Raw genomic sequence first — 15,764 nt, forward strand, 5'->3', positions numbered from 1 at the left:
CTGCTCAACCCGGTTTGTATCGTTGTGTCGCAGCCCGCCCAACTGATACAAAGGGATACAAAAAAGCCGGGATTTGTACCGCGCCGGGGCTTATGATTGCGCCATGACTGAAGCACCACATATCTTGATTGTCGACGACCACCGCGAAATCCGTGATGCTGTCAGCCGCTATCTGGAAAAGAATGGGTTGCGCGCCAGTACCGCGCGCGACGCAACCGAGATGGACGCACGACTGGCGGCCGGTCGGATTGATCTTATCGTACTCGACATCATGATGCCGGGCGAAAACGGATTGTCGGTCTGTCGCCGCCTGTCCGCGGCCGGTGGCCCGCCGATCCTGATGCTGACAGCCCTCAGCGATGACACCGACCGTATCGTGGGTTTAGAGATCGGCGCCGATGACTACCTGCCCAAACCATTCAACCCACGTGAATTGCTGGCCCGGATCAAGGCGATCCTGCGGCGTTCCGAAACCACCGTCCCCCCGGCTGGCGATCTGAGCGGCAAACGGATCGCCTTTGGAAGCTGGGTTCTGGATGCCGACAGTCGCACCTTGATATCCGCCGAAGGGGCCGAAGAAAGTCTGACCACCGCCGATGTCCGGCTGCTGGCCGTATTCCTGCAGCGGCCCCGCAAACTCCTGTCGCGAGACGAACTGCTGGATTTGACCGCCGGCCGCAGCCCGCACTTGTTCGACCGTACGATCGACAACCAGGTCAGCCGCTTGCGTCGCAAGATCGAAGCTGACCCAACGCGGCCGAAGCTCATCACCACGATAAGAGGTGGCGGTTATTGCCTGTCGACCGACGTGAGCGAGCTTACGGGATGAAAGCCTTTGCCCAAAGTCTGCGCGGTCAGCTTATCCTTTTGATCATCGCCGCGCTGGCTGCCGCGCAACTGGTCAGCCTGTGGCTGTTCGTCGACGAACGCTCAATGGCAGTGCACATGGCCCTTGGCCTGGAAACCGCCGGACGCGCCGCAAACATCGCGCGGCTGATTGAAGAAGCTCCACCCGAGATGCACGACGCGATCCTGCGGGCGGCAAGTTCTCCACTGGTGCGTTTCAGCCTTACAGATACGCCCGCAGTCGATCACACCGGACATAGCGCTGGTGGGACGGTCGAAAACACAATCCGCAGAATTCTGCCAGGCTATGAAAACCGTCCCATCCGGGTAGAGTTGCATGAGTTCTCTCCCGATATGCTGCCGGTTGAAGGTGTTCCGTCTACAATGGCTGAAATGCACATGGCAATGATGCGTGATCACGTTTCCGCAATTGAAATGCAGCTGTCGATCGCTCTGACGACCGATCAATGGCTCAACGTGGATACCCGGTTCCATAACCCTCCTCTGCAATGGCCTTTGCAGTCCTTCGTCAGCTTCGGTTTCACTGCAACTTTAATTCTTGGAGCAGCCATTTGGTTTCTACTGACACGGCTGACCGGCCCGTTGCGCCGCCTGTCACTGGCTGCAGACCAGTTTGGTCGCGGTGAAGACGTCCAGGAACTGACGGTTTCTGGTCCGACCGAGGTGCGAGATTTGACGCAGGCGTTCAACCATATGCGTGATAGGCTGACTCGCTATGTTGCCGATCGGACCAGACTATTGGGGGCGCTGGGTCACGATTTGCGGTCGCCACTGACGGGATTGCGGGTTCGCGCCGAACTGGTGGAGGAAGAGGAGACCCGTGACCATCTGATCGAGACCATCGAGGAAATGCAGGAGATGGTGGACTCCACCCTGTCATTTGCCAAGGGCGTGGCCACGCGCGAACCTTCCAGTACCGTCCCAATTGGTGAATTCGTAACCAAAACGACCGAAGACATTGTGCAAGCCGGTGACACGGTTGAAGTATCGGTCGCAGACAATCCGGCCGTCACGCTTCGGCCGATGCTGATGAAGCGAGCTCTGCGCAATATCATTGAAAACGCCTGCCGGTATGGTGCCCGGGCCAACGTCTCAGTCATGCAAGAGGGGAATGAGGCAAAAATATTGATCCAGGATCAGGGGCCCGGCATCCCCGAGCATATGCTCGATGCGGTATTCGACCCATTCGTGCGGCTTGAAACATCCCGCTCGCGAGAGACTGGCGGAACCGGCTTGGGGCTGTCGATCGCACGTACGATCATCCAGTCGCACGGTGGCACGATAGAATTGCTAAACGGGGAAACTGGCGGCTTGTGCGCTAAGGTGGTTCTGCCAGTTTTTGAGGGCCAAACGTAACTTGTGAACACAATCGGCATGCCCCGAAAGCTTATTGGAAGCGTACCGCTTTGGGCCAGTTTCAGGTGTGGGCTCAAACGCAGCGGCGGAGAACACTGAACTGGAAAGACTGACTTTCCCCCCAAGAGGTTTGGTGCAGGTGATGGCGATGCGCGACGAGTTCAAAGTGTTCCTCAAAAAGCACGGCGATATCGCTCGGACTATAGCGGGCGACAGGGAGACCACTGCAAGTCTCCGGCCCATCAAGTGCAAACGTAGCAATGATCACATGGCCGCCAATTTTTACCCCTTTCTTCACGCTTTCCAGATAGGCCGCGCGTTGCGATGTATCCACGAGAAAGTGAAAAACCGCCCTATCATGCCAGACGTCATATCTGCGATCGGGGACCCAAGAAGTTATATCTGCAGAAATCCAAGTGACTGTTTCAGCGGCGCGCCCCAACCTTTCCCGGGCCGTGTCCAACGCGACCTGCGATAGATCGAGAACTGTCACGTCATGGAGCCCCTTCGCAAGCAACGCTCCAGCAAGACGAGATGTACCTCCACCAATGTCGATGACGGATGAAGGCTTAGACACTCTGATCAACTCGATGAGTTCAAGCGATATCTCTGGATCATCCTCGTGCCAACTCAATTGGGTGTCAAACTTCTCGCCATAGACATCGTCCCAGTGCTCTCTTGTGTTAGCTGTCATGTCGTATCGTTTTCCCAAGTCGTCGCCCTGGAGATATCCTCATTTTGACCGCTCCGCGCTGCGTTTTCGACTGAAGCAAAAACCAACAAGGCAACGCCCCAGACAATTCGACGCTGGTCCGTTGAATGGCCGCGTGAAGTCATCTCGGCGACAATGTAGTACACACATTCCAATTGTGAAATGTTTTAGGTGGGATTTGCTTGTCGGTCAGATTTCCACTGGGCTGCGCAAGTAGCTCCAGAATTTTGCGCAGTTTAACTGCAGTGGCGCGGGCCGGAGATACCGAAGCGTTGGCAGTTTGTGTACTGCTTGCCTGGATTGCTCTGTTCAATCAGTATAGCCGGAAGATTTTCTGAGCTTTGGAGCTTCAATCAGTCAACGAATTGCTTAAAGCGCCTTTAACCGACAATGGACTGATAACTTATGAGCAGAGCCACAGATCGTTGAAATACGATTTGGTTCTTGAGTGGCTCCTACTCCATTTCTCTTAGTTCATAGAATTTCCTACAGTCGTTGAAACGGCGAACAATCACATCATTGGTGAATAGCTGCCGCATCAACAGACTCAGTTTTTCATGATCGCGCCGATCGCATACATACCATCATCGCTTTTGACCAACATCAGTGTGACTTCGTCACCTGCGCTGATCTCACCCATCATCTGGGCATTCTCAAGAAGCTGCAAATCCATCGTCATCGCGGGCCACCCGATCTCGGGGATCGGATCATGGCTGACGTTAGCGGTTTCGTCGCCAATTGAGTTCACCAAAGCCTTTGCGTGGACCGCACCTTCCATCTGTTCGGAAGACATGGGCATGTTGGAATGGTCCATGCCGTGGTTCGTTTGCGCGATGCCGGATGTTGTAGACACGGCCAATAGGGCCAAAATTGCAGTCAAAGTTTTCATCAGATGCTCCTGTTTCAAGGTTGTGGGTATTATTCTGCCGGAAGCGCAGGGGGCACTTCCTGGATCGTGTGGGAGATCTCTCGGTTCACGCGATTGAGCGCGAGCCGTTTCCAAATCACGAATATTGCGGGAATGACAAAAAGCGTAAGAAGGGTCGCTGTCACCATGCCCCCAATCATCGGCGCAGCGATCCGCTGCATGATTTCAGAGCCTGTACCGGTGCCGTACATGATGGGTATCAGTGCTGCAAAGATCGTGGCTACAGTCATTACCTTCGGCCGAACCCGAAGAACGGCTCCTTCGAACACCGCGTCTTCGATATCGTCACGTGTCAGCTTTCGCTGTTCCGATTGCGCCAGCCCTCGACGTTTCTCCCAAGCAAGATTGAGGTACAACAACATGACAATCGCTGTTTCCACGGCAACTCCCGCCAGCGCGATGAAGCCCACGAGCACAGCAATTGAGATATCGAAGTTAAGATACCATAAGAACCAAACCCCACCTGCCAATGCGACCGGGAGCGCCGCAAGAATTATCCCGACCTCAATCACCCGATTGAACGCCAAGAAAAGCATGAGCGTGATAATTAGCAGGGTTGCAGGAGCAACGATCGTCAACCTGTCCTGCATTCTCTCTATGTACTCATACTGCCCTGACCAAGTCAGCGAGTAACCTGGAGGCAGGTCGACCTTTTCTGTAACCACCTCTTGTGCTTCGGCCACATAGCCGCCCAGGTCGCGCCCCGCGATGTCGATGAACACGAACCCAGTTCGTCGAGCGTTCTCTGATCGTATCATTCCCGGCCCGTCAACTATTCGAATATCGGCGAGAGCGGACAGTGGCACATGAGCACCCGACGGCGTGACGACAGGAAGATTTTCGAGCCGTTCCGGGCTGTCTCGCCATGCCTGAGGGTACCGAAGGTTTATAGGAAACCTCTCCAGCCCCTCCACAGATTCCGACACTTGCATACCGCCAATTGCGGTCTGCACTACGTCCTGAACTTCTCGAACACTCATCATGTATCGGGAGGCGGCATCTCGTTTGACGTCGATTTCGATGAAACGCCCGCCAACAGGTCGCTCTGCGTAGGCGGAAGCCGTTCCATCAATATCAGCGACCGCACGCTCTACTTCGATCCCTATATCTGTAATGACCTCCAAGTCGGTGCCGGATATTTTGACACCGACAGGAGTACGGATACCTGTCGCAAGCATATCGATGCGGTTCTTGATAGGTTGGATCCAAACATTTGTAACGCCCGGAACCTGAACGATACGATCGAGCTCATTCCGGATTTTCTCCATTGTCATGCCGGGGCGCCATTCTTCTTCCGGCTTGAGTTGGATTGTGGTCTCCACCATCGTTAGAGGTGCTGGATCGGTTGCAGTCTCCGCACGCCCAACTTTACCGTGAACAGTTTCGACTTCTGGCACGGTCGCGATCAGGCGGTTGGTCTGCTGCAGTACCTCACGGGCTTTTCCCGTCGAGATCCCGGGGTAGAAGCTCGGCATGTAGAGAAAATCACCTTCGTTCAACTCGGGCATGAATTCAGAGCCAATTCTCTGGTACGGGTACCACATGGACGTCACCAGAACGCCGGCCAACAGTGTTGTTGCCCATGGCCAGGCAATTGCCGCGTCCAGAAATGGGCGGTACACGAACACAACCAAGCGATTTAGCGGATTTTTTCGCTCCGGTAGAATACGCCCCCTTACAAAGTAACCCATCAAGACCGGAACCAGCGTTATCGAAAGGATGGCGGCTGCAGCCATGGCGTAGGTTTTGGTATAAGCGAGTGGCGAGAAGAGCCTACCTTCCTGATTTTCCAGAACGAAAACAGGCAAAAAACTAACCGTGATAATCGCCAGAGAATAAAAAAGGGCTGGTCCCACCTCAGAAGCGCACTCTTGCACAATCCGCCATCGGTTCTCTGCTGTGAGCTTTTCTTTTTCCAACCGCCTGTGCATCGCCTCGATCATCACAATCGATGCGTCGACCATCGCACCAATAGCGATGGCTATGCCGCCGAGCGACATGATGTTTGCGTTTACTCCTTGCGCCTTCATCAGAATAAATGCGGCAAAGATTCCCAGAGGGAGCGACAGAAGAATTACGAGGGATGACCGCAGATGAAGTAGAAAAGCCGCGCACACAAGAACAACGACAATGAATTCCTGCGTCAGTTTCTTCTGGAGGTTATCGATAGCACGCTCGATCACACCAGATCGGTCGTAGGTCGTTATGATTTCGACCCCCTCCGGCAGGTTTGAGCGCAACTCTTCGATGCGCGCCTCCACCGCTTTGATCGTTGCCAACGCATTCCCACCCCATCGCAGAATGACTACTCCACCAACCGCGTCTCCTTGCCCGTCGAGTTCTCCGACACCGCGCCGCATTTCCGGCCCCAGACGGATTTCAGCGACGTCTCCAAGCGTCAGAGCGGCGCCACGGTCGTTGACCATCAACGGCGCGCTTGCAAGGTCTGACAATTCGTCAATGTAGCCCGAGGACCTGACCATGAATTCGGCTTCCCCCATCTCAATGACGCTGCCGCCCGTCTCGCGGTTGGCCGCCTGAATAGCCGTCCTCAATTGTGCAAGTGTTATGTCATAGGCACGTAGTTTGTTTGGGTCGACGACGACCTGGTACTGTTTGACCATTCCGCCGATGGTGGCGACTTCTGAGACGCCTTCCACGGCTTGTAATTCGTATTTCAGAAACCAATCCTGCAGAGTCCTGAGCTGAGCCAGATCATGATTTCCGGTTCTGTCAACCAGCGCATACTGATAAATCCACCCGACCCCAGTCGCATCAGGGCCAAGTTGTGGTGACACGCCCTCAGGTAAGCTGCCGGTAATCTGGCCCAAGTATTCGAGCACACGCGACCGAGCCCAGTAGAGGTCCGTCCCGTCCTCAAAGACAACATATACAAAGCTGTCTCCAAAGAACGAGAACCCGCGAACGTCTTTTGCACCGGGTACGGCCAATAGGGCTGTCGCAAGTGGATATGTGATTTGGTTTTCGACAACTTGAGGCGCTTGCCCGGGATATGGCGTGCGAACAATTACCTGGACATCCGACAGATCCGGGATTGCATCAACCGGCGTCTCACGAATGGCCCAAATACCCGCAACTCCTATCATGAATGCGAGGGCCAAGATGACGAACCTGTTGGCGAGCGAAGAACGAATGATGGCCGTGATCACTGCGTAACACTCCCATCAAGCGCGACCTCTAACAGCGTCATCGAAAAGTCGGGATTGCGGCGAAGGATCAAAGAAACATCAATCCCTACAGGCAAGTTAGAAACCTCAATCCCCTCCGCAACCGGGAAATCCATGGTCATGCCCGGCATGCCGATCTCAGTCATCGGACCGTGTGTTACGTTCGCGGTACGCGCGTTCGGGTCGATACTGTTAATCCGGCCAGAAACCTGAAGTGGCGGTGCAATAGGCGTTGCCGCAGCCAACACCATTGTCATGCCATCTGCACGCGCGAAAGTCAGAGTCATTTCAGAACCGACTTCGAGCATGCTTGTGTCCAATGTAGGTTCTAATGGGAAATCCATGGTCATTCCGGGCATGCCAATCTCAGTCATCGGCCCGTGAGTGATGGTTGCCGTTCCCGCCTCAGCATTAACGAGGTTGATCGTGCCGGTGACTACAATCGGTGGAGCAGAAGGCGTGTCGGTTTCTTCGGGTTCAACGGAATCCGTCGGCGGCGAGCCCTCTTCGCGAATTGCCACAATCGAGAACATCCCCCCTTCTCCCTCAGCCAGATCAAACTCAATTGGCATGTCGATTGGCACGGTAGTGAGATCTACTCCTACAACAGGCAAATCCATTGTCATGGCGGCCCAACCGAGCTCGGGGATCGGTCCGTGCTCAAGCGTCAATTTGCCGTCTGAAGTGACGGCGCGCGCGATTCCGGCACCAGTTCCGGCAATACCATCGTCTGGTGCAAGCTCCATCAGGCTCAGAAGCCCATCCGCACCCCGTGCGATCACGAAAGCGACTGCGTCGCCTGCACTCAAGCTGTCGAGCGAAACACCAGACCTCACCGGAAACTGCGAAGTCATTGCGGGCCAATCGAGGCTTTCGAGAACATCGTGACGAACAGTTGCCATACGATTTTGGGCATCGAGTGAAACCAGGGTGCCTGCCCCGCGTGCTGGTTCGGTATCCGTTGGTGCCATTCGGGTGAAACCGGCGCTCAAAGCACTTTCACTGTCGATTAGAAACTGTGCGGATGCGACAACTTCCTCACCAGGTTCAAGCCCTTGCAGAACTTCTGTTCGACCCCCCTCGCCGAAACTGTCTCGAAGACCTGTAGTCACCAGTCTCGGGCGAAAAGTACCATCGCCTGTTTTTAAGATGACGCGTTCCGCCGAACCGGTACGAATTAACGCCTCTGATGGAACAGTGAGAACATTTCGGCTTTCATCCGGTATAAGGCTAACACTGCCAAACATGCCCGGCCGCAGCACGCCGTCGGTGTTATCGAAACTAAGCCTTACGGGAAGAGTTCGGGTTTGCGGATCAAGCTCAGGGTAAACATAGTCGATGTCGCCTTCGAAGGTGCGACCGGGTAGGTGCTCGAACCTTGCTATCGCGCGCATATCTTCCGACAAACGTGCAATATCTCGTTCAAATACATCAACGATCAGCCATACTTCAGAAAGATCGGTTACCGAAAAAGCAAGCGTGCCTGGCTGCAGGTACATGCCATCGGCGGCATTCAGAGCTATGACGACACCGTTTTGAGGTGCCTCAATTTCCACATTTCGAACCAACTCACCGCCCGCCTCAATCTCAGCAACCTGACGAGCGGACATACCGTGGCTGATCAACTTATTGCGCGCCGCGTCCAAAATCCGCGGGTCACCAGCTTCGACTGCGCGTACAAGATCGCCGGTCGCAGCTGCGATCAGTGGTGAAAAGAGTTCAAATAAAACTTGCCCCTTCTCAACGCGATCACCGACCGCTCGAACTTTCAGTTGCTCAATCCAACCTTCAACACGCGTATGAACGTGATTGGTCAGGTGTTCGTCAAAGCCGACGAAACCCACCGTTTCGATGCGAGGTTCGATATCAGTCATGCGTGCAACCGCAGTTCGCACACCAATTGCGTTGATTTCCGCAGCGCTCAGGGTGACTTCTTCAGGGTCGCCGGTAGGTTCCTGCCCAGAATAAACCGGGATCAAGTCCATACCCATCGGCGATTTTCCAGGTCCAGGCTGCCGAAAATTCGGATCCATCGGTGCTACCCAATAAAGGACCTCTGGTTCGTTCGACTGGCCCTGATCAATTGGATTCAGGTACAGTCTTTCAAGAAAGACACCTCCACCCAGGCCAATCGCCAAGGCAAGTACTGATAGTGCCGCATATCTTCCACGCATAATAATCTCCTGACGGTCGCAGTGCATGCTCGAACCGAAACAACATGAAAACCCGCGCTGACGGGCCTGTGGATGTTAGGAGATTTGTGGAGGACGATCGGGCGTCAGAGGCGCTTGAGAGTTGTGGATGTCGGAATCCATGTTACGGTTTTTCTGGCCAAAAGCTTCAGCCAAAACCGCAAGTCCTACGTGGGTCGGATATTCGCCAACACAACAGATACCGGAATGACATTCTCCGCTGTGATTTACGTGGCTATCCGTGTGGATTTGGCCAGTCGTCGGATGCAAACCGCTATGGTCGTGTTTGAAGTCTGATGACTTTGCAGCCATTGAAACGCCGTGAGGCTCAGAGGTGCTACTGTTTTTGACGTCACTGCTCGCGACCACAACAGTGCCGACGAAGGTCATCGCCAAGCAGACGCATGTCAGAAACGTCATTCGCAACACTGAGAAAAACTTCCACTTCATCCCGTGCAGTTAGGACGAACGTAACGAGTGTTCAAGCCAGTCGGAGGAAAAAACAGGTGAGTTGGTGCGCTGTATCGAAATGAAGCGGATTCCCGCGAATACACGTAACAAACTGCCAAAATAGGAGGCAGTTCATACGATGAGCGCATCTAAGTTTGGCCGAGGTTCTTCAGGATCGGGCAGTCGGGACGGTGGTCTCCGGCACATTCATCGATTAAATGAGACAGTGTAGCATGCATGGCCTTCAGGTCCGCGATCTTGGCATCTATTTCTTTTAGGTTCTGTTTGGCGATATCCTTCACGTCCGCGCTTGCGCGTTCTTTGTCCTCGTACAACGCCAGTAGTGAACGGCAATCCTCAATGGTAAAGCCCAATGAGCGGGCCCGCCCGATGAAGGCCAGTTTGTGCAGTTCCTTTTCGTCGAAATGTCGATACCCGTTCAGACTGCGCCTGGGTTTGATGAATCCGATATCCTCGTAATAACGGATGGTTTTGGCAGGCAGACCCGAACGTTCTGCTACATCTCCGATATTCACAGCGGTTCTCCTATTCTATTCAGCAGGCGCTGATCGCAGCGCCTGCTCTTCATTCTGCGAGATCTGTTCTCGCCCAACTTTGATCGGCTTAACCCAGCGCAACCGCAGCGCGTTGGTCAGGACAAATACACTGGACAGCGCCATGGCACCTGCAGCCAAAACCGGCGACAGCAACGGGCCGCCAAACGGATAGAGCACCCCCGCTGCAACCGGTATGAGCAGCGTGTTGTAGCTGAAAGCCCAGAACAGGTTTTGGCGGATGTTACGCATGGTGCGCTGACTAATATCGAAGGCGTTGACCACGCCTGTCAGGTCGCCTGACATCAGAACGACGTCAGCCGCCTCGATGGCGATGTCAGTGCCTGTCCCGATCGCAATTCCTACGTCAGCCGCCGCCAGAGCGGGGGCATCATTGATGCCATCACCCACAAAGGCCAGTTTTCCGCCATTTGAGCGCAGATCTTGCAACGCGGATACTTTACCCTCTGGCAGAACCTCGGCCACGACATGATCGATGCCAAGCTGCGCCGCGATGGATTTGGCTGTAGCGGTATTGTCGCCGGTAATCATCGCTACTTTCAGCCCCAGTCCGTGCAAAGCTTCAATTGCGTCTGGCGTGGTGGTCTTGATTGGGTCCGCCACGGCGATGACGGCTGCGATAACTCCGTCTACGGAGGCATAAAGTGGAGTCTTTCCGTTGATTGCGAGTTCAGCGCCCCGATCAGACAACGCGCCCATTTCAACCCCTTCGCGACTCATCAGGCGGTCGGCCCCGATCAGGATTGTATGGCCTTCGACTGAGGCGCTTACCCCGTAACCGGTGATCGACGTGAAGTCTTCTGGCTTCGAAAGCTCCAGACCACGGGTTTCAGCCGCGCGCACGATGGCCGTGGCGATCGGATGTTCGGATGTGACCTCAACGGCAGCAACAAGGCGCAGAACCTCATCCTCGGCCAATCCTTCGGCCACAATCAGGTCGGTCAGCTCCGGACGCCCTTCGGTCAAGGTCCCCGTCTTGTCCACCGCAACAACGGTGGTTTCCTGCAGCATTTGCAAGGCGTCGCCCTTTCGAAACAGGACACCCATCTCGGCCGCGCGGCCGGTGCCGACCATGATTGAGGTGGGTGTGGCCAACCCCATGGCGCAGGGGCAAGCAATGATCAGTACCGCAACCCCGGCTACCAACGCCAAGCTGAGCGCAGGATCGGGTCCGAACAACATCCAAACCAGCACAGTCATTACGGCCACAGCGATCACTACCGGCACGAACCACAGCGTGATGCGGTCAACCAAGCCTTGAATCGGAAGCTTGGCACCCTGTGCTTGTTCGACCATTTGAATGATCTGGGCCAACATAGTGTCTGCGCCGATCTTTTCAGCCCGGTACGTCAATGCGCCCGCGCCATTAACTGTTCCGCCGACCACAGTTGCGCCCTCGGTCTTTTCGGCAGGAACCGGCTCGCCGGTGATCATGCTTTCATCGACATATGACGCGCCGGTCACTACGGCACCATCCACCGCGATTTTTTCGCCCGGTCGAACGTGCACAATATCCCCTACAACGATCTGCTCGATCGGTAGCTCGACAACCGATCCGTCGCGCTCAACGCGCGCTGTTTTTGCCTGCAGACCGACCAGTTTTCGGATCGCTTCACCAGTTCGCCCCTTGGCGCGCGCCTCGAGGAACCTCCCCAGCAATATGAGAACCACGATCACCGCTGCGGCCTCGTAGTAGACGTTTGCGGTTCCGGCGGGAAGAACACCCGGCGCAAAGGTGGAAACAAGCGAGAACCCATAAGCCGCCGAAGTGCCCAGAGCCACCAGAGAATTCATGTCCGGCGCGCCTTTGAACAAGGAAGGGAATCCCTTAGTATAGAACTGCAAACCTGGCCCAAAAAGAACGATCGTGGTTAGAAGGAATTGCAGGTAATAGCTGTTCTGGATGCCGATCGTGCTCGCTATCAGGTGGTGCATGCCCGGAATAACATGCGAGCCCATTTCAAGGATAAAGACCGGCAAAGCGAGCAAGGCGGCAAAGCTTGTTCGCCGGGCCAATTGGCGAATCTCTTTGGCTTTGCGGTCTTGTGGTTCGGTCTGCGTCGCGGATCGCAGGCTCGCCGGATAGCCAGCAGATGCCGCAAGCGCCGCGATGGCTTCGGGTGTTGTGACTCCCTCAGCATAACGTACAGTTGCACTTTCGGTGGCCAGATTGACCGACGCGGACAAGACGCCATCATCTGCTTGCAATGCCCGTTCAACGCGCCCCACGCACGATGCGCAGGACATGTTCTGAATATCCAGCGTTACCTCTTCCGTCCGTGCCAGATATCCGGCGCTGTTTAACGCATCAGCAATGGCCGCTTTATCGGCTGGATCGCGGAAATCGACCTGAACGCTTTCGCTGGCGAGATTAACCGAAGCGGCATCTACCCCTGGCACATCTTTCAACGCGCGCTCAACCCGCCCTACGCAGGACGCACAGCTCATACCCTGAACTTGAAACCTTGCATGTGAAATTTCAGTCATATTGTCACCACCAATGTTCTGCTGACGGGAAACATAAGGGTTCCAGCAAGTGGAAGGTCAAGGGATGGGGCTGACTTTCTTTGCCACTAATTTTGACGATCCAATAATCACGACTTGACCTTCCTGTGCTGGAATACTTTAGCCGGGACGACGGAACACAGGAGCAAACATCCATGACGACCCTAAATATCCCGGATATGAGCTGCGGGCACTGCAAGTCAGCTATCGAAAAAGCCGTTGCCACGGTGGATTCCTCCGCACAGTTGGACTTTGACATGGAAAACCGCAGGGTACGTGTCTTAAGCACCAATTCACTTGATCATATCCTTGCAGCGCTGAAGTCCGAGGGATACGAAGCCACGATCGCATGATAAACTTAGGAGCGCACATGCTGTCGCCCCCTTGGTTCTATCTTGCGTCTCTGACTGCCACGATTAACCGGGTCATTTCATCTTCGGTGATCAGACCCGGGGCAAGCGCATCTCCAATCACAAACGAAGGAGTGCCACTGAAGCCAAGCTGTCGGGCCAATTCCATGGAAATCTGAATATGCGCGTCGACTTCCGGCGCTTCCATATCTGCGCGCAATTGATCCTCGTCCAGGCCAAGTTCCCGAACAACTTTCAGTACACTGGCCTCAGTGGCACGACCGTTCAGAGCCATAAGCGCCCAATGAAATTCTTCGTATTTTCCCTGGTTTCGTGAGGCCAGCGCAGCGCGTGCCGCGAAGTCGGAACCTTCTCCAAGTATGGGCCATTCTCGATAAACAATTCGCACATCGGAATCGCCCGCGATTACGTTCTTCACGACCGGGGCAGCGCGTTTGCAATATGGGCAGTTATAGTCGAAAAACTCGACCACGGTTACATCGCCTTCCGGGTTTCCGATTACAGGCGCATTCGGATCCTGTTCCAGCAATTCACGCTGATTTTCCAAGACGCTTCCAATTGCTTCGGCTTTTGCCTGATCCTCGCGCTGTTGAAGCAATTGAATCGCCTGCATGATGATCTCAGGGTTTTCCAAAATGGCTTCGAGAGCCAGCCGTTTTACATCGGAGTCAGACAGCTCGTCGGCGCGTGCCATAGGAATGCCAATCGACATGGCGATAGCGACTAAGCCTGCAAGTATTCGTTTCACATCAGTTTCCTTCCGTTTGTTCTGCTTCGGTGCGTTGCTCTTGCAGCTTGCGTTCCCGATCCGGCCAACTCTCCTTGATGAAGGCGAGGATGTCCCAGATATCCTGATCCGACAGAGTGTCCCCGAAGCCTGGCATGCCGCTTTTGACGTCAGCGACACCCATCTGTTTCAAAGTTTGGTCCCCGCCAAACTTTGTATAGTCGAACAACAGCTTGTCGCCGTGATGCCAGGTATGCCCGGTTCGGTCATGCGGGGGCGCCCGCAAGACGCCATCCGGATCAGGTGTTTGCCAATCCTGCTGACCCTCCAAATTTGCCCCGTGGCATGACGCGCAGTTTTCGGCGTACAAAACTGCACCACGTGCCGAATCCGCTGATGCACTGTTCTGCGCACGCCCACTCAGGCCCCAGCCAGCGACCGCGACAATGATCACTACAGCAGCCAGTGACACCCATTTCGCCGAACTCTTGTTCATCATGCCACGCTCAGCCAGGTCTTCATACCAGCGGCCTGATGCGACAGCATATGGCAATGAAACAGCCAATCCCCCGGGTTATCCGCAACGAACGCAATCTCCCGCTTTTCTATCCGGTCAACCAGGATTGTGTCCCGCAGCGGCCCTAGGTTGCCGTTTGGCAGAACTTCCTGAAAGTGCGTCCCGTGCAAGTGCATAGCGTGCGGAAAGACGGTGTCGTTCTGCATCTGAATCCGGACTATGTCGCCACGCGAAACGGCAGCAAGGGGGTTTTCAGGTAACCCGGCGACACCGTTGAATGTCCAGATCTGCCCTTCCTGAACCAATTCATTGGTGCTCATGACCTGGCCGTTAAAAGTGCCTTGACGCAGTCCGCCCATCGCCCCGCCTTCCATCACTAATGGGATTGTCAAAGCGTCAGAAACATCTTCGAGAAAGGAAACAGGGTTGGGTGGCAGGGCTTCTATTGCACCGCGGTTTGCGGATGCACCGCTTCCCGAAACCGGGATTTCAGCAATGACAAACGATTCATCGCGTTCGTGAAGAGTTATTTGAACGGCTTCGTTCGATTCCGCTGTGACATCAACAATTAAGTCTGCTCGCTGTGCAGGCCCAAAAACAAGGGTTTCAAAATCCTCTGGCTGCCTTACAGGCATGCCATCATAAGCGACCAGTTTCCCGTTTGCGCCACCTACTGAGACATACATGATCCGATCAGTTGCCACGTTGACCATTCGAAGTCGCAAACGCTGGTTTGTCAGAACTTCTGTCATGGGCGATATGTGTGCGTGAACGTAGTTTCCCATTCGGCCTGCATGCGTCCAGTCATGCATCGCGCCGAAATCATCGACGATTTGGGCGTCCTGACCCAACCTCCAGTCATCCAGCAGGATCGTAATGTCATGATCCGTGTCCGGCGGGTCCATTTCGTCGACGATGAACGCGCCGTAAAGGCCCCTGGCCACTTGTTCCGTTGACTGGTTATGAGAGTGGTACCAGAAGGTTCCTGCATCCTTCAGAGGCAAGTCATACTGAAACTCGCCGCTTGTTGGTACAGCCTCCTGTGTAAGACCCGGCACCCCATCCATGTTGTTTGGAACCCGCAGTCCATGCCAATGGATTGCCGTAGGCTGAGGCAGTGAGTTCAGGAGTGTCCGGCGAACCGTTTCGCCCTGCCGGGCACGAATTTCGGGGCCCGGAACACCGCCATCATATCCCCATATCTCGGTTTCAGGATAGCTGTCGGGGGCAACACGTGCCAATCCTGAACGCGCCTCGATTATTCGGGGGGCGGTAGCCGCCCTCCCGATAGTCGGCACTGCGATTAGTGCCGACGTGCCTGCAACGAATTGCCTGCGATTGAGCTTCATGAGGACTTCCCTCCAAAGAAAATTTGA

Annotated in this window: 13 protein-coding genes; 4 read left to right on the forward strand and 9 right to left on the reverse strand. The window is 54.9% G+C overall.

Translation table 11 applies throughout. The features are described from left to right. Nucleotides 1–103 precede the first annotated feature (103 nt). A complete protein-coding gene (locus tag ACR0KG_RS20080) occupies nucleotides 104–829 on the forward strand; it encodes a response regulator (RefSeq protein WP_170417925.1) in 726 nt (241 codons plus the stop codon). Then, nucleotides 793–2,223 carry an ATP-binding protein gene (locus tag ACR0KG_RS20085; RefSeq protein ID WP_237217564.1) on the forward strand — a complete coding sequence of 477 codons (1,431 nt, stop codon included), beginning with the start codon at nucleotides 793–795 and terminating at the stop codon, nucleotides 2,221–2,223. Before ACR0KG_RS20080 ends, ACR0KG_RS20085 begins: the two co-directional genes overlap by 37 nt. A gap of 73 nt (nucleotides 2,224–2,296) precedes the next feature. Here ACR0KG_RS20085 and ACR0KG_RS20090 read toward each other — a convergent pair whose 3' ends face one another. The 4 genes from ACR0KG_RS20090 to ACR0KG_RS20105 form a co-directional block, all read right to left on the reverse strand. Beyond that, on the reverse strand, nucleotides 2,297–2,917 hold the full coding sequence (locus tag ACR0KG_RS20090) for a class I SAM-dependent methyltransferase (protein WP_170417923.1): 621 nt from the start codon (nucleotides 2,915–2,917) through the stop codon (nucleotides 2,297–2,299). Nucleotides 2,918–3,482: 565 nt separating this feature from the next. Continuing rightward, nucleotides 3,483–3,824 (reverse strand): copper-binding protein, encoded by a 342-nt coding sequence (locus ACR0KG_RS20095; protein ID WP_170417920.1) that lies wholly within the window; start codon nucleotides 3,822–3,824, stop codon nucleotides 3,483–3,485. A gap of 29 nt (nucleotides 3,825–3,853) precedes the next feature. Then, the gene (locus ACR0KG_RS20100; protein ID WP_170417917.1) at nucleotides 3,854–7,033 is read right to left on the reverse strand and encodes an efflux RND transporter permease subunit; all 3,180 of its coding nucleotides are present in this window, start codon (nucleotides 7,031–7,033) and stop codon (nucleotides 3,854–3,856) included. Next, nucleotides 7,030–9,225: an efflux RND transporter periplasmic adaptor subunit gene (locus ACR0KG_RS20105; protein ID WP_170417912.1), complete on the reverse strand. Its 2,196-nt coding sequence runs from the start codon at nucleotides 9,223–9,225 to the stop codon at nucleotides 7,030–7,032. The genes ACR0KG_RS20100 and ACR0KG_RS20105 overlap by 4 nt, the downstream gene beginning before the upstream one ends. A gap of 123 nt (nucleotides 9,226–9,348) precedes the next feature. Here ACR0KG_RS20105 and ACR0KG_RS20110 point away from each other — a divergent pair, with 123 nt between their 5' ends. Continuing rightward, nucleotides 9,349–9,540, forward strand: a complete 192-nt coding sequence (locus ACR0KG_RS20110; protein ID WP_170608328.1) for a hypothetical protein — start codon at nucleotides 9,349–9,351, stop codon at nucleotides 9,538–9,540. 302 nt (nucleotides 9,541–9,842) lie between these two features. Here ACR0KG_RS20110 and cueR read toward each other — a convergent pair whose 3' ends face one another. Together cueR and ACR0KG_RS20120 are read right to left on the reverse strand one after the other, a co-directional pair. After that, the gene (gene cueR, locus ACR0KG_RS20115; protein WP_152460772.1) at nucleotides 9,843–10,229 is read right to left on the reverse strand and encodes a Cu(I)-responsive transcriptional regulator; all 387 of its coding nucleotides are present in this window, start codon (nucleotides 10,227–10,229) and stop codon (nucleotides 9,843–9,845) included. A gap of 15 nt (nucleotides 10,230–10,244) precedes the next feature. Further along, nucleotides 10,245–12,755, reverse strand: a complete 2,511-nt coding sequence (locus tag ACR0KG_RS20120) for a heavy metal translocating P-type ATPase (RefSeq protein ID WP_170417908.1) — start codon at nucleotides 12,753–12,755, stop codon at nucleotides 10,245–10,247. A gap of 173 nt (nucleotides 12,756–12,928) precedes the next feature. Here ACR0KG_RS20120 and ACR0KG_RS20125 point away from each other — a divergent pair, with 173 nt between their 5' ends. Beyond that, the gene (locus ACR0KG_RS20125) at nucleotides 12,929–13,126 is read left to right on the forward strand and encodes a heavy-metal-associated domain-containing protein (RefSeq protein ID WP_170417905.1); all 198 of its coding nucleotides are present in this window, start codon (nucleotides 12,929–12,931) and stop codon (nucleotides 13,124–13,126) included. A gap of 37 nt (nucleotides 13,127–13,163) precedes the next feature. On the opposite strand, the gene ACR0KG_RS20130 is transcribed toward ACR0KG_RS20125, so the two are convergent. From ACR0KG_RS20130 to ACR0KG_RS20140, 3 genes are read right to left on the reverse strand one after another with little or no spacing between them, the layout of a single operon-like run. Next, nucleotides 13,164–13,892 carry a DsbA family protein gene (locus ACR0KG_RS20130; RefSeq protein ID WP_414478956.1) on the reverse strand — a complete coding sequence of 243 codons (729 nt, stop codon included), beginning with the start codon at nucleotides 13,890–13,892 and terminating at the stop codon, nucleotides 13,164–13,166. Nucleotide 13,893: 1 nt separating this feature from the next. After that, nucleotides 13,894–14,367: a c-type cytochrome gene (locus ACR0KG_RS20135; RefSeq protein WP_170418019.1), complete on the reverse strand. Its 474-nt coding sequence runs from the start codon at nucleotides 14,365–14,367 to the stop codon at nucleotides 13,894–13,896. After that, complete coding sequence (locus ACR0KG_RS20140) at nucleotides 14,367–15,737, reverse strand: multicopper oxidase family protein (protein WP_170417903.1); 1,371 nt, start codon at nucleotides 15,735–15,737, stop codon at nucleotides 14,367–14,369. The genes ACR0KG_RS20135 and ACR0KG_RS20140 overlap by 1 nt, the downstream gene beginning before the upstream one ends. Nucleotides 15,738–15,764: the final 27 nt, after the last annotated feature.

Source organism: Ruegeria sp. H4 (assembly GCF_056533065.1).